General features: G+C 66.4%; 20 protein-coding genes and 1 other RNA gene. 11 read left to right on the top strand and 10 right to left on the bottom strand.

Translation table 11 applies throughout. The features are described 5' to 3' along the window. Positions 1-372: 372 nt before the first annotated feature. The 3 genes from proS to ACYQR9_RS00545 are packed head-to-tail and all read left to right on the top strand — an operon-like array spanning position 373 to position 3,741. The gene (proS, locus tag ACYQR9_RS00555; protein WP_056434352.1) at positions 373-1,698 is read left to right on the top strand and encodes a proline--tRNA ligase; all 1,326 of its coding nucleotides are present in this window, start codon (positions 373-375) and stop codon (positions 1,696-1,698) included. A 7-nt stretch (positions 1,699-1,705) separates the two neighbouring features. Next, entirely contained in the window at positions 1,706-3,010 is a 1,305-nt protein-coding gene (locus ACYQR9_RS00550; protein ID WP_461228351.1) for a lipoprotein-releasing ABC transporter permease subunit, read from the top strand. Between the two features lie 17 nt (positions 3,011-3,027). Beyond that, the gene (locus ACYQR9_RS00545; RefSeq protein WP_056434349.1) at positions 3,028-3,741 is read left to right on the top strand and encodes an ABC transporter ATP-binding protein; all 714 of its coding nucleotides are present in this window, start codon (positions 3,028-3,030) and stop codon (positions 3,739-3,741) included. Between the two features lie 42 nt (positions 3,742-3,783). On the opposite strand, the gene ACYQR9_RS00540 is transcribed toward ACYQR9_RS00545, so the two are convergent. The 8 genes from ACYQR9_RS00540 to ACYQR9_RS00505 all read right to left on the bottom strand — a co-directional run bounded on the left by ACYQR9_RS00540 (position 3,784) and on the right by ACYQR9_RS00505 (position 9,921). Further along, the gene (locus ACYQR9_RS00540) at positions 3,784-5,037 is read right to left on the bottom strand and encodes a glycosyltransferase (protein WP_461228350.1); all 1,254 of its coding nucleotides are present in this window, start codon (positions 5,035-5,037) and stop codon (positions 3,784-3,786) included. 462 nt (positions 5,038-5,499) lie between these two features. Then, complete coding sequence (locus ACYQR9_RS00535) at positions 5,500-6,513, bottom strand: peptidoglycan -binding protein (protein WP_056434347.1); 1,014 nt, start codon at positions 6,511-6,513, stop codon at positions 5,500-5,502. After that, positions 6,513-7,478, bottom strand: coding sequence for a MotA/TolQ/ExbB proton channel family protein (locus ACYQR9_RS00530; protein WP_461228349.1), 966 nt, complete (start codon positions 7,476-7,478; stop codon positions 6,513-6,515). Before ACYQR9_RS00530 ends, ACYQR9_RS00535 begins: the two co-directional genes overlap by 1 nt. Before the next feature lie 120 nt (positions 7,479-7,598). Continuing rightward, complete coding sequence (locus ACYQR9_RS00525) at positions 7,599-8,420, bottom strand: TIGR00282 family metallophosphoesterase (protein WP_461228348.1); 822 nt, start codon at positions 8,418-8,420, stop codon at positions 7,599-7,601. A 9-nt stretch (positions 8,421-8,429) separates the two neighbouring features. Then, positions 8,430-9,017: a 5-formyltetrahydrofolate cyclo-ligase gene (locus ACYQR9_RS00520; RefSeq protein WP_461228347.1), complete on the bottom strand. Its 588-nt coding sequence runs from the start codon at positions 9,015-9,017 to the stop codon at positions 8,430-8,432. Next, positions 9,007-9,164: non-coding RNA, 6S RNA (gene ssrS / locus ACYQR9_RS00515), on the bottom strand. Before ssrS ends, ACYQR9_RS00520 begins: the two co-directional genes overlap by 11 nt. A gap of 69 nt (positions 9,165-9,233) precedes the next feature. Next, complete coding sequence (locus ACYQR9_RS00510; RefSeq protein ID WP_056434337.1) at positions 9,234-9,593, bottom strand: cell division protein ZapA; 360 nt, start codon at positions 9,591-9,593, stop codon at positions 9,234-9,236. Between the two features lie 31 nt (positions 9,594-9,624). Further along, positions 9,625-9,921: a DUF4164 domain-containing protein gene (locus ACYQR9_RS00505; RefSeq protein WP_461228346.1), complete on the bottom strand. Its 297-nt coding sequence runs from the start codon at positions 9,919-9,921 to the stop codon at positions 9,625-9,627. 425 nt (positions 9,922-10,346) lie between these two features. On the opposite strand from ACYQR9_RS00505, the gene gap reads away from it, so the two are divergent. From gap to ACYQR9_RS00470, 7 genes are all read left to right on the top strand, one after another. After that, positions 10,347-11,354 (top strand): type I glyceraldehyde-3-phosphate dehydrogenase, encoded by a 1,008-nt coding sequence (gene gap / locus ACYQR9_RS00500; protein ID WP_056434335.1) that lies wholly within the window; start codon positions 10,347-10,349, stop codon positions 11,352-11,354. An 85-nt stretch (positions 11,355-11,439) separates the two neighbouring features. Continuing rightward, the gene (locus ACYQR9_RS00495) at positions 11,440-11,940 is read left to right on the top strand and encodes a hypothetical protein (RefSeq protein ID WP_311276245.1); all 501 of its coding nucleotides are present in this window, start codon (positions 11,440-11,442) and stop codon (positions 11,938-11,940) included. A 29-nt stretch (positions 11,941-11,969) separates the two neighbouring features. Next, a complete protein-coding gene (locus ACYQR9_RS00490; protein ID WP_461228345.1) occupies positions 11,970-13,172 on the top strand; it encodes a phosphoglycerate kinase in 1,203 nt (400 codons plus the stop codon). Positions 13,173-13,462: 290 nt separating this feature from the next. Continuing rightward, positions 13,463-14,533, top strand: a complete 1,071-nt coding sequence (fba, locus tag ACYQR9_RS00485) for a class II fructose-bisphosphate aldolase (protein ID WP_056434328.1) — start codon at positions 13,463-13,465, stop codon at positions 14,531-14,533. 119 nt (positions 14,534-14,652) lie between these two features. Next, positions 14,653-15,312: a thiamine phosphate synthase gene (locus ACYQR9_RS00480; RefSeq protein WP_207412276.1), complete on the top strand. Its 660-nt coding sequence runs from the start codon at positions 14,653-14,655 to the stop codon at positions 15,310-15,312. Between the two features lie 32 nt (positions 15,313-15,344). Continuing rightward, entirely contained in the window at positions 15,345-16,358 is a 1,014-nt protein-coding gene (locus ACYQR9_RS00475) for a tetratricopeptide repeat protein (RefSeq protein WP_461229697.1), read from the top strand. Positions 16,359-16,509: 151 nt separating this feature from the next. After that, positions 16,510-17,304 (top strand): inositol monophosphatase family protein, encoded by a 795-nt coding sequence (locus ACYQR9_RS00470; protein WP_056434322.1) that lies wholly within the window; start codon positions 16,510-16,512, stop codon positions 17,302-17,304. 21 nt (positions 17,305-17,325) lie between these two features. On the opposite strand, the gene ACYQR9_RS00465 is transcribed toward ACYQR9_RS00470, so the two are convergent. Together ACYQR9_RS00465 and ACYQR9_RS00460 are read right to left on the bottom strand one after the other, a co-directional pair. Continuing rightward, positions 17,326-17,607, bottom strand: coding sequence for a type II toxin-antitoxin system RelE/ParE family toxin (locus ACYQR9_RS00465; protein ID WP_461228344.1), 282 nt, complete (start codon positions 17,605-17,607; stop codon positions 17,326-17,328). Next, positions 17,604-17,828 carry a hypothetical protein gene (locus tag ACYQR9_RS00460; RefSeq protein ID WP_056434318.1) on the bottom strand — a complete coding sequence of 75 codons (225 nt, stop codon included), beginning with the start codon at positions 17,826-17,828 and terminating at the stop codon, positions 17,604-17,606. The genes ACYQR9_RS00465 and ACYQR9_RS00460 overlap by 4 nt, the downstream gene beginning before the upstream one ends. A 187-nt stretch (positions 17,829-18,015) precedes the next feature. Here ACYQR9_RS00460 and ACYQR9_RS00455 point away from each other — a divergent pair, with 187 nt between their 5' ends. After that, positions 18,016-18,561, top strand: a complete 546-nt coding sequence (locus tag ACYQR9_RS00455; protein WP_027170828.1) for an adenine phosphoribosyltransferase — start codon at positions 18,016-18,018, stop codon at positions 18,559-18,561. The last annotated feature ends 24 nt before the right edge of the window (positions 18,562-18,585 follow it).

Here is an 18,585-nt window from a genome sequence, read left to right as displayed (position 1 = left end):
AAGGCTCGCGCCTTGCTTTTTGAGACGACAGATGACGTGTCAGCCTATTTTATCTCACGCATTTCTGACGGCGTGGCGGCTGAAATTTCCTCCCGAGACTCGGACCTCGCGCTGCCTCTCCGGGCGTCGCGACCATCACGGTGGCGCTTATAGGAACTGGATTGCGCATTGTCACGTCTCAGGAGATGGTTCCTGGCGTTTTTTTGCAAGAGTTGAGCGTTTTTCGCTCTCGTTTCGCGGAATGCCCGAGTTTCGGACCACCCGGCGTTTTTCTCGACGCCGCAGGACGCTTGTATTTTCCCGACGCAATGTGTTGTGTGCCCCGCAACGATGCGCGGTACGATCGCGCTCCAAAACGATCCAGGGCCCCCGATGCGTCTCTCCCGCTATTTCCTGCCGACCCTGCGCGAGACGCCCAAGGAGGCGGAGATCGTCTCCCACCGCCTGATGCTGCGGGCCGGCCTGATCCGTCAGGAAGCGGCGGGCATCTATGCCTGGCTGCCCTTGGGGCTGCGCGTGCTCAACAGGGTCTGCGCGGTGGTCCGCGAGGAGCAGGATCGGTCCGGCGCCATCGAACTTTTGATGCCGTCGATCCAGTCGGCGGAGTTGTGGAAGGAATCCGGCCGCTACGAGGCTTACGGCAAGGAGATGCTGCGCATTTCCGACCGGCATGACCGTGAAATGCTGTTTGGCCCCACGGCCGAGGAGGTCATCACCGAGATCTTCCGCGGCAGCGTTCGCTCCTACAAGGACCTGCCGAAGAACCTCTACCAGATCTCGTGGAAGTTCCGGGACGAAGTACGCCCGCGCTTCGGCACCATGCGCTCGCGCGAATTCCTGATGAAGGACGCCTATTCGTTCGATCTCGACCAGGCCAACGCCCGGCACGCCTACAACAAGATGTTCGTCGCCTACCTGCGCACTTTCGCCGGCCTAGGCCTCAAGGCGATCCCCATGCGCGCCGATACCGGACCGATCGGCGGTGATCTCAGCCACGAATTCATCATCCTGGCCCAGACCGGCGAGAGCGAGGTGTTCTGCGACCGGCAGTATCTCGATTTCGACGTCCCGCCGGTGACTACGGATTTCGATGATGTCGCCGGCCTCCAGGGCACTGTCGACCGCTGGACCTCGCTCTACGCCGCCACCTCCGAGATGCATGAGCCGGCGGCCTTCGCCGAGGTCGGCGAGGACAAGCAGATGGCCGCGCGCGGCATCGAGGTCGGGCACATCTTCTATTTCGGCACCAAGTATTCCGAGGCCATGGGCGCGAAGGTGACCGGACCGGACGGAGTCGATCGCCCCGTTCATATGGGTTCCTACGGCATCGGCCCGAGCCGGCTTGTGGCGGCGATCATCGAAGCTTCGCATGACGAGGCCGGCATCATCTGGCCGGATTCCGTGGCGCCCTTCGACGTCGCTCTCATCAACCTGAAATCCGGAGACGCGGCGACCGATGCCGCTTGCGCCGAGATCCAGACCAACCTCGAGGCCAGCGGCCTGACGGTGCTCTACGACGACCGCGACGAGCGTCCGGGTGCGAAATTCGCCACCGCCGATCTGATCGGCCTGCCCTGGCAGGTCGTGGTGGGCCCGCGCGGCCTTGCCGAGGGCAAGGTCGAGATCAAGCGCCGCGCCGGGGGCGAGCGTGAGAGCGTGGCACCGATCGACCTGATTTCGCGCTTGAAGCGGAACTGAGGCCGGCATGGCTCTGGCAGAGACGGTGAGGGAACGGCTGGCGGGTCTCTCCGGCCTGTTCAAGCGCGGCAGCACGCCGCCCTTCGCGGCCTTCGAATGGATCATTGCCGGGCGCTACATGCGGGCCCGGCGGCGCGGCGGCGGCGTCTCCGTCGTGGCCTTCTTCTCGGTCCTGGGCATCGCCCTCGGCGTCGCCACCCTCATCATCGTCCTCTCGGTGATGAACGGGTTCCGCACCGAACTGCTCTCCAAGATCGTCGGTATCAACGGCCACGTCTTCGTCACGCCCATCGACAAGCTGTTCACCGATTACGTCGACCTTTCCGACAGGCTCTCCAAGGTGGCCGGCGTCCGCTCGGCGATCCCGCTGGTGGAAGGGCAGGCCTTCGCGTCCTCGCCTTATGGCGGCAGTGGCGTGCTGGTCCGGGGTATCCGCGGCGAGGACATCGGGTCCATCGGGTCCATCGCCAAGACCATCCGGGGCGGCACCCTCGACGGATTCGACGACGGAACCGGGGTCGCCATCGGCCGAAGGCTCGCCGAGTCCCTCGGCGTCCAGGCCGGCGACCAGATCACCCTATCCACCCCGAAGGGGGCGACGACACCGTTCGGCACCGCGCCGCGCACCAAGGCCTATACGGTGAAGGCGATCTTCGAGATCGGCATGACCGAGTTCGACGCCACCTTCGTGTTCATGCCGCTGGCCGAATCCCAGGCCTTCTTCAACCGTGACAGCGATGTCAGCCTCATCGAGGTCTATCTCGACAACGCCGATGCGGTGGCGCAATTGCGGCCCGACCTTGAAATGGCGGCCGAGCGGCCCGTGCTTCTCACCGACTGGCGCCAACGCAACCGAACCTTCTTCGGGGCGCTGGAGGTGGAGCGGAACGTGATGTTCCTCATCCTCAGCCTGATCGTTGTGGTGGCGACCCTCAACATCGTCTCCGGCCTGATCCTGCTGGTGCGTGACAAGTCCAGCGATATCGCGATCCTGCGGACGATGGGCGCCACGCCCGGCACGGTGATGCGGGTCTTCCTCATCAACGGGGCGCTGATCGGCGTCGTCGGGACGCTGAGCGGACTCGCCCTCGGTGTCCTCATCACCCTCAACATCAAGCCGATCCAGCGGGTCCTGTTTCCCTCCGCCTGGGATCCGACCGTGCGGTTCCTCGCGGAGATTCCGGCCGAGATGAATTCCAGTGAGATCACCGTGGTGGTCCTCACCTCCATCGCCCTGTCGCTCGTGGCGACGCTCTATCCCTCCTGGCGCGCCGCCCGGCTCGATCCGGTCCAGGCCCTGCGTTACGGCTGAGGGGAGATTCAACCATCATGACCACCTCTGCCGACGAGGCCGGCGCGCCGCCGGTCCCGGCCCTGTTCTTCGCCAAAGTCGAACGCCGCTACGCGCAAGGAACGGGAGCCCTCGACATCCTGCGGGGGGCCGATCTCGCGATCTGGCCGGGCGAACTCGTGGCTCTGGTGGCACCCTCAGGGGCCGGAAAATCGACGCTTCTGCATCTCGCGGGCCTGCTGGAGCGACCCGATGGCGGCGAGGTCTATATCGGCGGCCAGCCCACGGCGGCGATGCCCGATGCCGAGCGCACGCGGTTCCGCCGCGAAGAGATGGGCTTCATCTATCAGTTCCACCATCTCCTGCCGGAATTCTCGGCCCTGGAGAACGTGGTGATGCCCCAGCTCATCCGTGGCCTCGGCGCCAAGGAGGCCAAGGCGCGCGCCACCGAACTTCTGAGCTTCCTCGGCCTGAAGGAGCGCCTTGTTCACCGCCCGGCCGAATTATCGGGCGGCGAGCAGCAGCGCGTCGCCATCGCTCGTGCGGTCGCCAACGGCCCGCGCCTGCTGTTGGCCGATGAGCCCACCGGTAATCTCGACCCGCACACGGCGGCTCATGTGTTCGGCATTCTTGTCTCGCTGGTGCGTGCCTCCGGCCTCGCGGCCCTCGTCGCCACCCACAACATGGAGCTCGCCGCCCGCATGGACCGACGCGTCACCATCCGCGACGGCATGATCGAGCAGTTGGCCTGAAGCCCAATCTGCAGCTGCATTTGTATAATGGAGCTGCCCCCGTCAGCGACGGCGGGGCGCCATTCGTTCGATCGCGTCGCAGGCGGCCGACACGCCGTCCACCCCGTTGAAGCGCAACCTGAGCTCCTGGCAGGCCTGGGCCACCTCTGGCGACGCGAGGAGGCGGCGGAGCCGGCGCGCGCCGCGCCCGGGCGTGAAACGCCGCCGGCTGAGGCTCGTGCCGGCACGAAGGTGTTTCACCCGCGCCGCCTCGTCGAAATGGTCGAACGCCACCGGCACGATCATCTGCGGCGTTCCGGCGGCCAAAGCCTGCGCCACGGTGCCGATGCCGCCATGATGGATCAGCGCCGCCGCGTGCGGCAGCAAAGCGCTGAGCGGCGCGTAGGGGACATGGATCACGGTTTCCGGGAGGATCTCGGGCACCTGTCCCTGTTCCGGTGCGAGGAACACCCCGCGCCGTCCCAGGCGCTGGCAGATCGCGAGGGCGGTACGGAAGAAGGCGGTCGCCTGGCGCATCGCCGATCCATAGGTGAAGACGAGCGGGGGATCACCCGCCTTCAAGAACCGTGAGAGATGGAGCCCGAGGCGATCCGTGTCGCCGAACCGGTCGGCGATGGGAAAGCCCACATGCACGGCCTGCTGCGGCCAATCCGGCTGAGCACGGGCGAACCAATCGGGAAACAGGAGCAGGATACGGGAAGGGCTATTCCACCAGTATCGCAGCCGTCGCACCGGGTTGAGGCCCAGTTCCTGCCGGAACGCGTTGATGGAAGGCAAAGCGGCCGGGCCGATCACGTATCTGTCTGCGCCCCGGCCGATCCAGTGCCGAAGTCGGGATGGCGCCCAAGAGGGGAGCGGTACGCCCGGTAGGATCGGGGAGGCGTAGCGGCTCTCCATCACCATGGGCATCGCGTGGATCGTGATGACGGGGAGGCGCAGCTTCTCCTGCGCTACCCGCGCCCCGAAGGCCAGGGTCGAAGCGACGACGATCGAACGGCCCTTGCGCGCATTCTCGGCGATCCAGCGATAGGTCTGCTCCGTCGCCGCCGCCATGTTGCCGAACAACGCGGCCGCCCCCTGCCTCGGATGCCAGAGCCGGGGATCGGATACAATCTGACGGTAATCGTCAGAATCGCCAAGGGAGTGGAACGGCAGACCGATGCGCGTTGCGTGGTCGGCAAAGGGGGCAGGGGCCGCGAGGATGACATCGTGCCCGCGACGCAGGCATTCGGCGCCGATGGCGAGAAACGGAAGAACGTCGCCATAAGAACCAAGGGCGATGAGATGTATTCGCATCCGGTCATTCACATTTGACAGAAAAATCAGCCGAAGATGAAGTAGCGCCAGAGATTTTTCGCGCTGATTGTTCTGTCAATTGCTTCGCCGGCCACGGAGTTGCCGTGCGATCGCTCTTGGTAAGATTTCGGACAGACTCGGAATCGTTCGCCAAGACTGCGCGGTCGAAACGATATCGGCGTCTGAGAGCGTGGTTCGACGACGCCGTTGGCCGAGCGAATCGCGTTAGGGAAGACGTCCGAGCTTTGTTAAGGGGCCGGTAACCCAGTTTCGAACCGCCTTGAATGCCCGCTTTACACAGAACAAAACAAGAACAAAGATCGTCGCGTCAACGAGAGGCGATCACAATGCTCAAGCGGATGATCCTGACCGGCGCGGTGGAATTCATGGCCTTCGGGTTGCTCTCCGGCGCATTCGTCGTGTGGGCAGTGGCGCTGGCACCACTACGGTAGGGGCCCTGCCTTAACGTTCGGTGAGCTTCAGTTCGATGCGGCGGTTGCGGGCGTAGACATCGTCGCTGGTACCGGCCTCGATGGGTTGGAATTCACCGAAGGCGGCGGCAAGCAGACGTTGGGGCGGAATGCCCTTGCCGGCCATGTACTGCACCACCGCGATGGCGCGCGCTGCCGAGAGCGACCAGTTCGATGGGAATTGCGAACTGGCGATGGGACGGGCATCGGTATGCCCGTCGATACGCAGGACCCAAGGAATGTCCGCCGGGATCTGCTTCGACAGATCGAGGATGGCCGTGGCGATCCGGTCGAGCTCGGGCGCCGCCTCGGGCTTCAGGCTCGCCGAGCCCGCCGGGAACAGCACCTCAGATTGCAGGACGAAACGGTCGCCGACCACGCGGATATCGCTGCGGTTGCCAAGAATCTGGCGCAGGCGGCCGAAGAAGTCCGAGCGATAGCGTGCGAGTTCCTGCACCTTCTGGGCGAGCGCCACGTTCAGCCGGCTGCCGAGATCGGCGATGCGGGCCTGGCTCTCGCGGTCGCGGCTCTCGCTCGCGGCGAGCGCGTCCTCGAGGGCGGCGAGCTGGCGGCGCATGGCGCCGATCTGTTCGTTGAGGAGATCGATCTGCGACGCGGCGCGTGCATTGGTGGCACGTTCGGCCACCAACTGCTTGTCGACTTCGCCCTGGCGACCGTCACTGCTCGCAGCAGCGCCCGCCTGTTCCTTCAGCTTGTCGCGCTCGGCCTCGGTGCCGAGAAGCGTCGTGCGCAGGTTCGAGGCCTTCTCCTCCTGCGCCCGCCGATTGGAGCGTTCCAGGGCGAGAAGATCGGTGAGATCCGCGATCTGCCGGTTGAGCCGGTTCAGCACCGAATCGCGGCCGGTGATCTCCTGGGACAGGAAGAACTGTCCGACCACGAAGATCGTCAGCAGGAAGACGACGGCGAGCAGCAGCGTCGCCAGGGCATCGACATAGCCCGGCCAGACGTTCAGGCTCCGGTCCCGGCGCGTGCGCAGCGAAGCCATCAGGCCTTCTCGCGGCCGAGCCGGTCGAGCACCTGCTTGAGTTCACGTTCCCGCGTCGCCTGCGCCTCGACCCAGTCGCGGATCATCTGCTGCTCGGCCCGCATGTGCTGGACGAGACCCTGGATACCCTCGGCGAGGTTGGTCATCGCCTGAGTCGCCACGCGGCCGTTGGCGCCCTCCGAGATGATGGCCGCCAGCCTGTCTACCGCCTCGGTGAGTTCACGGGCCGAGGCCGGCTCTTGCGCTGTCACGGGACGCGCCACCGCGGCCTGCTCCTCGCCGGAGACCAGCCAATCCTCCAGCTCGTTGTGGAAGCGGGCGTGAGCCTGGCCTGCCTGTAGGTCGAGGAAGCCGGTGATGAGCGAGCTCGCGAGGCCGAACAGCGAGGCCGAGAAGGCGAGGCCGATGCCGGAAAGCGGTTTGGCGAGGCCGCTCTTCAATTCGTCGAACATCGCGCTGGCTTCGCCGCCGCCGCGCATGCTCTGGATCACGCTGCCCACCGCGCCCAGCGTGTCGATGAGACCCCAGAATGTGCCGAGCAGTCCGAGCAGGATGAGAAGCCCGGCGACGTAGCGCAGGATCTCGCGCCCCTCGTCGAGGCGGGCGGCCACGGTGTCGAGATAGGAGCGGACGCCGGCCTGAGTCGTCCCCTCACGGCGCGCCAGGATCGCCGGGGAGAGCGGCGCCAGCAGCGAGGGCGGCTTGGCCGACCCCTCACCGGCTGCGACCGCGTTGACGTAGGCGACCTCGCGGAAGAGGCGGATCACCTGGCCGAAGGCGAGCAGAATGGCGATGAGGAGGACGCCGAGGATCAGCCCGTTCAACCCGGCATTGGCCAGGAAAGCCGGCGTGATCTGCCGGAACAAGACGAAGGCAAGGAACCCGACGAGGGTCAGGAAGACCAGCATCCGGACCAAGTAGATGCCCGGGCGGCTCAGGGGGGCAGTCGCGGAGCGGGTCGCCATGGGTTGTCTGGGACTCTTCTGCGCTGGGGCATAAAACGGGCGGGGCGAATGTGCCCGCACATTGGCTTCATGCCACCGCACGATCAAGCCGCCGCGAAACTCATCACCAGCTCAACAGGGTTAATCCCAGGCGCGAGGCCAAGTTTCTTCCAGATGAGGCCCGAGGCGTACTGCCGAGACCATGGTGGCGAGCCCCGTGGCATTGTCGGTCTCGACGGCGATCCCGCTTAATGTGCCCTTACCCTGCGCCGCTTCCAGGCGCGCGCCGGGGGTCTTCTGCAGGAAGCGCCTCATGGGCTCGTCCTTCTGCATGCCGAGAATCGAATCGTAATCGCCGCACATGCCCGCATCGGACAGGTAGGCGGTGCCGCCGGGGAGAATGCGGTGGTCGGCGGTGGGCGTGTGCGTATGGGTGCCGACGACGAGGCTGGCGCGGCCATCGAGGAAGTGGCCGAAAGCCTGCTTCTCGCTGGTGGCCTCGGCATGGACATCGACGATGACGGCGTCCGCCACCTCGCCGAGGGGGCAGGCGGAGAGTTCGCGTTCGGCGGAGGCGAAGGGATCGTCCAGCGCATCCATGTAGATGCGGCCCATGACGTTGAGAACGAGGACGCGGGCGCCGCCCCGCGTCTCCACCACGGTGGCGCCGCGTCCCGGCGTGCCAGGCGGATAGTTCGCCGGGCGGACGAGGCGCGTCTGCCGCTGGATGAAGACGAGGGCTTCGCGCTGGTCGAAGGAATGGTTGCCCAGCGTCACCGCATCGGCGCCCGCCTGGAGGAGTTCGTCGCAGATCGCCTCGGTGATGCCGAAGCCGCCGGCCGCGTTCTCGCCGTTGATGACCACACAATCGAGGCGCCAGCGCTCACGCAGCTTTGGCAGCCGGTCCATCACCGCATTGCGGCCGGGGCGGCCCACTACATCGCCGAGGAAGAGAAGTCGCATGCGTCGCTGTCAGTCCCGGACGAGCGGAACCGGTCCCGCTTCCGTAATGAGGTGGTCGAGGGGTTGGTCGTGCGGCTCGGAGGGCACGTGCTCCACCTCTTGCACGGAAAAGGCGATACCGATCGTCAGGACGGGGCCGTTGCGGGAGAGCCGGTCGATGGCCTGATCGTAATAGCCGCGTCCGTAGCCGATGCGGTGCCCGCGCCGGTCGAAGGCGGCGAGCGGAACGATGAGGGCGGTAGGATCGAGGGGGGGGAGGTCGTCGCGCGGTTCGCTGAGACCGAAGGAACCCGGAACCAGCGCCTCACCGGCGCGCCATTCGCGGAAGACGAGGCCCTCCGGCGTCACCTTCGGCAGGGCGACTCGCTGGCCGCGCGCGAACAGCATCCCGATGAGAGGGAGGGGATCGACTTCGCTGCGGATCGCCCAGAAGGCACCGACGATGGGAGCCTGGGCGAGGGGCTCGACCTGCATCACGCTCTCGGCGATCCGTAATCCGCCGACCCGGCGAGTCTCGGGGTCGAGGCCATCGCGGCAGGCGAGGGCATCCTTGCGAAGAGCGGCCTTCAGGGCGGGGAAATCAGAGTGCGGAGCCACGTGAGCCGTTGGAGTTGCGATCCCGGGAAACCTACAGTGTAGGTGGGCGCCGTGTTGGCCAAGTCCAGGGACAGGGCCAGGGACAGCTCCCTGGGGAGTCGATAAGGCCCCGGGGAAAAGTACTCCTGACGAACCCCGCAGCACCGCATCACTCATGTAGCGTCGGCCGGCCGTGGGCGCCAGGGGGGAGCGCGCGCAATCATGCGCCAGAGGCCCTCATCCCGCCGCCAGCGCGTGAGCCAGACGCTCGATCCGGTCCGCCGCACGGCCGAGCCCGTCTGCGATGCGAGCCTCCTCTTCGGCACGGAGGGAATCCGCACTCTCGACGCGGTCCCGGAGGGCCGCCGTCTCTGTCTCGAGGTCTGCGAGACGGCGCTTCAGTTCCGCCAATTCGTCCGCCTGAGTCAGGGCGGCCATGACGTGAAGACGCATGTCGCCGATCTCGCCGAAGGATTTCCGCATCCCGGTCACGCGGGTGTCGAGTTCCGCGGCCAGCGCCGAGAGATGCGCCTCTTCGCCTTCGGCGCAGGCCATCCGGTAGCTCTTGCCGTCGATGGTGACGCTGATCTGAGGCATGTCCGATAGGGTTGGTGTGAGAGAGGCGGGTTTAACGCGCGGCGCGGGGATGGGCCAGCACGCCCTCCACCGCTTCGATCGCCCGGCCGAGGCGGTGGCCGACATCGCTGGTCGTCGCCTCCACCGTGGCGAGGCGGGCGCTGGCAGCGTCGAGCTCCGCCGCGAGGCGCGCCCGGTCCTCCGCCATGATCGCGAGTTCCGTCTCCAGGTCGCCGGGCTCGCGCTCGGCTTCGAGGCGATGGGTCACCGACGCTTCCAGCCGGGTCAGGGCCGTCTCCAGCCGGGCAAGGGCGTGGTCGACGTTCGGCCGCTCGGGCGTCGGGGTCATCGTTGTACCTTCCGCCGGGTCATGGATCTGCCCGTCCACTTGTTTCGGAAAATCGGATTTGTAGCCAAATCGCTACCGATACGCGCGCGAAATCGCTGCTTTGCCATCATATGCGGGGAAGGAGAACGAATCGATCAGGCAAAACCTTTGCCAGCGGTTTCCCTCATGTTAGAGACCGCGCGCTCCTCGAACCGACCGTCAGATTGGGAATTCGAGCCCGTGACCCGTTCAATACTCGTTCCCGCATCGGTCCATTCATGGGCGCATGAGGGGTCGAGGACGGGCGATGCGGTTCATCTGACGTTCAACGGTGCACATGACACAGCGACGCCGAATGGCGGCTCCGCCCCTCCGGCCCGCTGTCTCGCTCTTGCTGCTTACGGGTTCCGCGAGGTCGGCGCCCGGTACATAGAAGGATTCACGCCGTGTCGGTGAAGGTTGCCATCAACGGGTTCGGACGCATCGGCCGCAACATCCTGCGCGCCATCCACGAGGCCGGCCGCAAGGATATCGAAGTCGTCGCGATCAACGATCTCGGCCCCGTCGAGACCAATGCCCACCTGCTGCGCTTCGACTCCATCCACGGCCGTTTCAACGCCAAGGTCGAAGTGGATGGCGAGTTCATCGTCGTCGACGGTCAGCGCATCAAGGTCACGGCCGTGCGCAACCCGGCCGAGCTGCCGCACCGCGAGCTCGGCGTCGACATCGCCCTCGAATGCACCGGCATCTTCACCTCGAAGGACAAGGCCAAGGCCCATCTCGATGCTGGCGCCAAGCGCGTCATCGTCTCGGCCCCCGCTGACGGTGCCGACCTGACCGTGGTCTACGGCGTCAACCACGACAAGCTGACAGCCGACCACCTCGTCATCTCGAACGCCTCCTGCACCACCAACTGCCTCGTGCCGGTGGCGAAGGTGCTCAACGATCTCGTCGGGATCGAGCGCGGCTTCATGACGACGATCCATTCCTACACCAACGATCAGCCCTCCCTCGACCAGATGCACAAGGACCTGTACCGGGCCCGTGCCGCCGCGCTGTCGATGATCCCGACTTCCACGGGGGCCGCCAAGGCCGTCGGCCTCGTCCTGCCGGAGCTGAAGGGCAAGCTCGACGGAACCTCGATCCGCGTGCCGACCCCCAACGTTTCGGCGGTCGACCTCGTGTTCACCGCCAAGCGCCAGACCTCCGTCGAGGAGATCAACAACGCGATCCGCGCCGCAGCCGATGGTCCGTTGAAGGGCGTGCTGGCCTATACCGACCAGCCCAACGTCTCCATCGACTTCAACCACGATCCTCACTCGTCCACGTTCCACCTCGACCAGACCAAGGTGATGGACGGCACGTTCGTGCGTATCCTGTCCTGGTACGACAACGAGTGGGGCTTCTCGAACCGCATGGCCGACACGGCCGTGGCGATGGGCAAGCTGCTCTGAGAGCGGCGCTCCGGGGCGGCCTTCGGGCCGCCCGACAAGCCTCGCCAACGATATCCTGTGATCGACCAGCAACGGTGCGTCTGAAATGACCGAGCCTTCGCCGACCCCGTCCACCGGAAACACCTTCATCCCGGGCGCCAAGCCGCTCGAGAACAAGCCACTCGAGAATAATCCGCCCCCGTCGACCGGTATCGTGCCCGAGACCCAGGCCATCGCCAACCAGAAGGCGACACCGCCCGCCGTCGTCGGCAAGGCCGAGCCTGTGTCCTCCTCGCCCGGCAGCGATCAACTCGCGCGGATCGAGGACAAGTGCGCGCGGATCGAGGACAAGTACGCCCGCTCCGAGGCTCTGCTCTCCCGCGTGGAGGAGAAGATCGAAGGTGCGACCACTCGCATGAGTGAGGCGGCGCGCCAATCCGATCTGGCCGCCCTGCGAAGCGAAGTCCGCGCCGTCGCCGACAGGACCCGCCGGTTGCCCGGTTCCGGCGCGCTGGTGCTGACCGCGGTCATCACGGCCGTGCTCACCGTGGCGTTGACCATCGCCGCACAGCGCTTCCATCTCGACGGGCTTCTCCCTCCGCGCTGATAGTTTCCTCAACGACATTGAAGGCCAGGATGACCGCTTTCCGCACCCTCGACGATGCCGGCTCTCTTCAGGGCAAGCGCGTACTGCTCCGCGTCGACCTGAACGTGCCGATGGAGGGGGAGCGCGTCACCGACGCGACCCGCATCGAAAGGATCGTCCCGACGATCCGGGAGATCGCCGATGGCGGCGGGCGCGTGGTGCTCCTGGCGCATTTCGGTCGCCCCAAAGGCAAGCCGGTGGTGGCCGATTCGCTCAGGCAGGTGGTCTCCGCGCTATCCCAGCATCTCGGCCGCCCGGTCGCCTTTGCGGAGGATTGCATCGGGGAGACGGCGTCGTCGGCCGTGTCGGCGCTGAAGGATGGCGACGTCCTCCTCCTGGAGAACACCCGCTTCCACGCCGGCGAAGAGAAGAACGAGGCCGATTTCGTGGCGGCGCTCGCCGCCAACGGCGACGTCTTCGTCAACGAGGCCTTCTCGGCCGCGCATCGCGCCCATGCCTCGACCGAGGGCCTCGCCCATGTACTGCCGGCCTATGCCGGCCGGCTGATGCAGGCGGAGCTCGACGCCCTGACCAAGGGGCTCGAGTCGCCGACACGGCCGGTCATCGCTCTGGTCGGCGGCGCCAAGGTGTCGTCGAAGATCGATCTCCTGCAGAACCTCGTCGCCAAGGTGGACATGCTCGTCATCGGCGGCGGCATGGCCAACACCTTCCTGCACGCCCAAGGGAAAGCCGTCGGCAAGTCCTTGTGTGAAAAGGATCTCGCCGAGACGGCGCTCCGCATCCTCGACGCTGCTGCAGCCGCCAAGTGCCGCATCATCCTGCCGGTCGACGCGGTGGTCGCGGCCGAGTTCAAAGCCAACGCGGCGCATGAGACCGTGGGTGTCGACGCCGTGTCGGAGACCGGCATGATCCTCGATGCCGGCCCGGCCTCGGTCGCCGAGATCGATGCCGCCATCGACGAGGCTGCGACCCTGGTCTGGAACGGCCCTCTCGGCGCCTTCGAACTGACGCCCTTCGACGCCGCGACGGTGGCGGCGGCGCGCCACGCGGCCGAACGCACCAAGGCCGGCAAGCTCGTCTCGGTGGCGGGCGGCGGCGACACGGTGGCCGCCCTCAACCATGCCGGCGTCGCCGACGATTTCTCCTACGTATCCACCGCCGGTGGTGCGTTCCTCGAATGGCTGGAAGGCAAGGTCCTGCCCGGCGTCGAGGCCCTGCGCGTCAAGGGGTGACCGGTTCCATCCCAGGTCTCATCACCTCGCGCTGAGGCGCCCGCGGCAGCGGGCCTCGAAGGAGGGCTCCGGCATCCTCCGGGCGAACTGGAGGGCTCCTTCGAGGTCTTCGCTCCGCTTCGGCACCTGAGGATGAGGTGTTTGGGTCGGATTTTGGGATGACGACACAGCGTTCTGTCGCCGAAGGCTTCGGGATGGAGTTGCGACGGACCCGGTAAGGTCCGACAAGGCAGACATATTTCAGTGGATGGCGGCCCATTGCGTCGGCCCCATCGTTTGAGGAGACACCAATGGCACGCATCACCCTGAGGCAGCTCCTGGATCACGCCGCCGAATACGAATACGGCGTGCCGGCCTTCAATTTGAACAACATGGAGCAGGGGCTGGCCATCATGGCGGCAGCCGATGCCACCGATTCGCCGGTGATCCTGCAGGCGAGCAGGGGCGCGCGCGCCTATGCCAATGACGTGGTTCTGGCCAAGCTCATCGACGGCCTCGTGGAGATCTATCCCCACATCCCCGTCTGCATGCATCTCGACCACGGCAACAACGAAGCCACCTGCGCCACCGCCATCCAGTACGGCTTCACCTCGGTGATGATGGATGGCTCCCTGAAGGCCGACGGCAAGACCCCCGCCGACTACGCCTACAATGTCGAGATCACCGGCAACGTCACCCGCATGGCCCATTGGGCCGGCGTCTCGGTGGAGGGCGAGCTCGGCGTGCTAGGTTCGCTGGAGAGCGGCCAGGGCGAGGCCGAGGACGGCCACGGCGCCGAGGGCGTGCTGAGCCACGACCAGCTCCTCACCGACCCGGAAGAGGCGGTGAAGTTCGTCACCGCCACCAAGGTCGACGCGCTCGCCGTCGCCATGGGCACGAGCCACGGTGCCTATAAGTTCACCCGCCAGCCCGATGGCGACGTGCTGGCCATGAACGTGATCGAGGAGATCCACCGCCGCCTGCCGACGACCCACCTCGTCATGCACGGCTCCTCCTCGGTGCCGCAGGACCTGCAGGACATCATCAATTCCTATGGCGGCCAGATGAAGCCGACCTGGGGCGTGCCGGTGGCCGAGATCCAGCGCGGCATCAAGCACGGCGTGCGCAAGATCAACATCGACACCGACAACCGCATGGCCATGACCGGCCAGATCCGGAAAGTGCTCACCGAGAACCCGGCCGAGTTCGACCCGCGCAAGTATCTGAAGCCCGCCATGGACGCGATGACGAAGCTCTGTCGCCAGCGTTTCGAGGAGTTCGGCACCGCCGGCCAGGGCTCGAAGATCCGCCCGATCTCGGTCTCCGAGATGGCCAAGCGCTATGCCAACGGCTCGCTCGACCCGAAGATCGGCGCGGCCTGAGCCCCTGTATCATGGGGCCGGTCCGCATCCGGAACCATGCCGTGACGCGGTGATCTCGCATCGCCTGTCCCCGAGACGCGGAGCACGCGTCTCGGGATGATGCTGTTAGGACGAGAAGAATGGCCGAACCCCGCACCCGCCTCGCCCTGCTGTCTCCCCATCGGGTGGATTCCGACCGGGCCGATGCCCTCGCCGAAGCGCTGACCGCCGCCTGTGCGGCCGGAGACGTGGCGGCGGTGCTCCTGCGGCTCGCCCCGGCCGACGAGCGCAGCCTCGTGAACCTCGTCAAGCGCCTCGCTCCGGCGGCGCAGTCGACCGGCGCCGCCCTGGTCATCACGGTCTCCGACTTCGCCGGCGATGTCGTCAGCGTGGCCGCGCGGGGCGGGGCGGACGGCGTTCACCTTGACAAGGCGCGGGATGGTGCCCTGCAGGATCTGCGCGAACGCCTCAGCGACGGTCGCATCCTCGGGGCCGGCGGGCATGAGCAGAAGCATGCGGCCATGGAGGCTGGCGAGGCCGGTGTCGATTACGTGATGTTCGGGGGGATCTACTCGGACGGGATCGCACCCGATGCCGATACCGTGCGTGAGCGCGCGCAATGGTGGGTCGAGATCTTCGAGACACCGTGCATCGCCGTTGCCCATGACCTCGCACAGGTGGAGGGGCTGCTGGCGACGGGAGCGGAATTCCTCGGGCTCGAGAGCCATCTGTGGATGGGAGAAGGGGCTGATATCCGCGCCATCCAGGCACAGGTCGCAGCTTCGGAGGCTGATACGTGAGGGCGCTTCGCAAGCTCGCCCTCGCTCTCGCCATGGCCGAGGCTTGGTCGTCCGCCGCCTTGGCAGAAGCGCCGAAGGTGATGCCGACCGATCCGGCCGTGCCGCAATCCCTGACATCTCGTCCCAAGGAAACTCTGAAGGGGCAGCTGCGGGACCTCCCGACCCCGTATTCCATCGGCGCGGCTGGCGCCGTGCCACCCCGCTCGAAGACGGAGCCGGATATCGCGTTCGGCGCTTACCAGCGCGGGCAATATACCACCGCCTTCCGCGAGGCGACGAAGCGGATCGCCGCCGACAATAAGGACGCCGCGGCGATGACGCTGCTCGGCGAGCTCTACAACCAGGGCCTCGGTGTGAAGCAGGACCCGGTGAAGGCGGCGGAATGGTATCGCCTCGCCGCCAACCAGGGCGACACCCACGCCATGGCCTCTCTCGGCCTGATGTCGATCGATGGCCGTGGCGGCACGAAAGATCCGAAAGCCGGGCGACGCTGGCTCGAACAGGCCTCCCTCAAGGGCGACACCACTGCCGCCTACAACCTCGCCCTGATCCTGATCGGGACGGGAACTGAGCCGGACGAGGCCAAGGCCGCCGAGTTGTTCCGAAAGGCGGCCGAGGGCGAGATCGGTCCGGCGCAGCACGATCTTGGCGTGCTCTACCTCCAGGGGAGGGGAGTACCGAAGGATCCCAAACAGGCGGCCGAGTGGTTCCGGCGCGCGGCCGATAACGGCGATCTCGCCGGCGAGGTCGAGTTCGCGATCCTGCTGTTCAACGGCATCGGCGTCGAGAAGGACGAGGCCCGCGCGGCCCGCTACTTCCTCCACGCCGCGTCGCGCGGCAACGCCATCGCGCAGAATCGCGTGGCCATCCTCTATGCCCTGGGACGGGGTATCCAGAAGAACCCTGTCGAGGCGGCTGCCTGGAATCTCGCCGCCGCAGCCCAGGGGCGCTCCGACCCGAAGCTGGACGAGACCCTTGCCGGCCTCACCGCCGAAGAGCGAAGCCGGGCCGAGCGACTGGCTGAGGCGCGGATGAAGGTGGAGTAAGCCCGCGCAACGCGGGCAAGTGTCAATTCGGCATCCATGAGAGCCTGCGCGCGTTTCTCTTCTGCCCCGCATCGGCGAGGGGTGAGACGCGCCGCAAACATGCTATGGCCGCGCGAGACCGTTCTTTGAATCGACCCGGACCTTTGCATCGATGATCAGCTCACCCCTCATGACCGTCATGGTCGACGCCGTCCGCAAGGCCGCCCGCGGCCTCAAGCGTGACTATGGCGAGATCGAGAACCTCCAAGTTTCGCGCAAGGGCCCCGGCAACTTCGTCTCCGCCGCCGACCGCAAGGCTGAGGAGGTCCTGCGCGACGCCCTGATGAAGGCACGTCCCGGCTATGGCCTGATTCTTGAGGAATCGGGAAACATCGAAGGGCAGGACAAGAGCCACACCTGGCATGTCGACCCTCTCGATGGCACCACCAATTTCCTCCACGGCATCCCCCATTTCGCGATCTCGGTGGGTCTCGAACGCGAGGGCCAGATCGTCGCCGGCGTCATCTACGATCCGGCCAAGGACGAGCTGTTCGTGGCCGAACGCGGGAAGGGCGCTTATCTCAACAACCGCCGCCTGCGCGTCTCCGGCCGGACGGACATGGCCGACGCCCTCGTGGCTTATGGCTCGCCTTATCTCGGACGCGGCGACCACCCGAAGCTCCTGCGCGAGGTCGCGGCCGTAATGGCGGTGACCGGCGGCGCCCGCCGCTTCGGCTCGGCCGCCCTCGATCTCGCCTACGTCGCCTGCGGTCGCTCGGACCTTTACTGGGAGCGTGACCTGCAGACCTGGGACATCGCGGCCGGCATCATCCTGGTGCGCGAGGCCGGTGGCTTCGTCACCAGCGCGGATGGCGGCGCAGAGCCTCTTGCCGCCCGCTCGGTGGCCGCCGGCAACGAGAGCCTGCACGGCGACCTCGTGAAGATCCTGCGTCGCGCCAACGCTTGAAGGTGCGAAGCCGGGCCTAGGTCATGTGCTCGGGCGCCGGGCTCCGTGTCTGACTGTCAGGATGACGACCGCGTCCGCGCGCTCGTCGACCGTGTAGTAGATAAGATAGGGCAAGCGAGGCACTGCGAACCGGCGCACGCGCTTCGGCAGACGCCGCCCCACCTCCGGATAGCGGCCGACGAGGTCGAACGCATCTTCGATGGCCCTACCGACGCTTCGCGCGGCAGCGGGATGCCGTGCATGGATATAATCCGCGATCTCTCGCAGCCTCCGCGTGGCCGTTGCGGAGACGAGGAGCTTCACCGTTCGAAGCTCCGAAAAGCCGCTGAGACTTCTTCGGCCGAGGCGTATTCACCGCGGCCGACCTCCGCCATGGCGTCCAGCACGTCTTGGAGATGGTCCGGGTCGATATCGTCCGCGCCGCCGATCTCCGTCATGCTGATGATGGCCTGTGCAATCGTGTCCTGATCTGCAGGCGGCATCCGCCGGACTGCTTCGACCGCCTTCTCCAGTAAATCCGTCATGTTTCACCTCGCTGGCGCATCATAGTCAGTTCCAACTGTCCACGAGAAGGGGGCGAGGGCGGGGAACACTGACCGCGATGGCGCCATGCGGCGCCGGGATCGGCGACCGGACGGGTATGCCCCTCTGGTCCCGGGGCACCGCATCTGATCTAAGCCGCGACAGAATTTGCTGAAGAGAGCCACCCGAATGGAAGCCCGCCGCCACTCCGCGCTGAAGGATTCGATCCGCTCGATCCCGGATTACCCGAAGCCCGGCATCGTCTTTCGCGACATCACCACGCTGCTGAGCGACCCGCGCGCATTCCGCCGGGCCGTGGATTCGCTCGTCCACCCTTTCGCGGGCGGGCGGATCGATCAGGTGGCGGGAATCGAGGCGCGGGGCTTCATCCTCGGCGGCGCGGTGGCGCATCAGCTCTCATCGGGCTTCGTGCCGATCCGCAAGAAGGGCAAGCTGCCCCACAAGACCGTCTCCATCGCCTACGCGCTGGAATACGGCACCGACGAGATGGAAATCCACGTGGACGCCATCAAGCCGGGCGACAAGGTGCTGCTGGTGGACGACCTCATCGCCACCGGCGGTACGGCCTGCGCGGCGGTGAACCTGCTGCGCCAGATCGGCGCCGAGGTGGTGGCTGCCTGCTTCGTCATCGACCTGCCCGAGATCGGCGGAGCGCAGAAGCTTCGCGACCTCGACGTTCCGGTGCGGACGCTGATGGAATTCGACGGGCATTGAGTGCGCGACGCTTCCTTCTCTCCT

It is taken from the genome of Methylobacterium sp. CM6241 (assembly GCF_054817845.1).
This window is presented reverse-complemented; position numbering and strand designations above follow the sequence as displayed.

What these genes read in the sequence shown, in the direction of transcription:
- proS (WP_056434352.1), top strand. Translation starts at nt 373, where the DNA reads ATGCGTCTCTCCCGCTATTTCCTGCCGACCCTGCGCGAGACGCCCAAG.
- ACYQR9_RS00550 (WP_461228351.1), top strand. Translation starts at nt 1,706, where the DNA reads ATGGCTCTGGCAGAGACGGTGAGGGAACGGCTGGCGGGTCTCTCCGGC.
- ACYQR9_RS00545 (WP_056434349.1), top strand. Translation starts at nt 3,028, where the DNA reads ATGACCACCTCTGCCGACGAGGCCGGCGCGCCGCCGGTCCCGGCCCTG.
- ACYQR9_RS00540 (WP_461228350.1), bottom strand. Translation starts at nt 5,037, where the DNA reads ATGCGAATACATCTCATCGCCCTTGGTTCTTATGGCGACGTTCTTCCG.
- ACYQR9_RS00535 (WP_056434347.1), bottom strand. Translation starts at nt 6,513, where the DNA reads ATGGCTTCGCTGCGCACGCGCCGGGACCGGAGCCTGAACGTCTGGCCG.
- ACYQR9_RS00530 (WP_461228349.1), bottom strand. Translation starts at nt 7,478, where the DNA reads ATGGCGACCCGCTCCGCGACTGCCCCCCTGAGCCGCCCGGGCATCTAC.
- ACYQR9_RS00525 (WP_461228348.1), bottom strand. Translation starts at nt 8,420, where the DNA reads ATGCGACTTCTCTTCCTCGGCGATGTAGTGGGCCGCCCCGGCCGCAAT.
- ACYQR9_RS00510 (WP_056434337.1), bottom strand. Translation starts at nt 9,593, where the DNA reads ATGCCTCAGATCAGCGTCACCATCGACGGCAAGAGCTACCGGATGGCC.
- ACYQR9_RS00505 (WP_461228346.1), bottom strand. Translation starts at nt 9,921, where the DNA reads ATGACCCCGACGCCCGAGCGGCCGAACGTCGACCACGCCCTTGCCCGG.
- ACYQR9_RS00495 (WP_311276245.1), top strand. Translation starts at nt 11,440, where the DNA reads ATGACCGAGCCTTCGCCGACCCCGTCCACCGGAAACACCTTCATCCCG.
- ACYQR9_RS00490 (WP_461228345.1), top strand. Translation starts at nt 11,970, where the DNA reads ATGACCGCTTTCCGCACCCTCGACGATGCCGGCTCTCTTCAGGGCAAG.
- fba (WP_056434328.1), top strand. Translation starts at nt 13,463, where the DNA reads ATGGCACGCATCACCCTGAGGCAGCTCCTGGATCACGCCGCCGAATAC.
- ACYQR9_RS00480 (WP_207412276.1), top strand. Translation starts at nt 14,653, where the DNA reads ATGGCCGAACCCCGCACCCGCCTCGCCCTGCTGTCTCCCCATCGGGTG.
- ACYQR9_RS00475 (WP_461229697.1), top strand. Translation starts at nt 15,345, where the DNA reads ATGGCCGAGGCTTGGTCGTCCGCCGCCTTGGCAGAAGCGCCGAAGGTG.
- ACYQR9_RS00470 (WP_056434322.1), top strand. Translation starts at nt 16,510, where the DNA reads ATGATCAGCTCACCCCTCATGACCGTCATGGTCGACGCCGTCCGCAAG.
- ACYQR9_RS00460 (WP_056434318.1), bottom strand. Translation starts at nt 17,828, where the DNA reads ATGACGGATTTACTGGAGAAGGCGGTCGAAGCAGTCCGGCGGATGCCG.
- ACYQR9_RS00455 (WP_027170828.1), top strand. Translation starts at nt 18,016, where the DNA reads ATGGAAGCCCGCCGCCACTCCGCGCTGAAGGATTCGATCCGCTCGATC.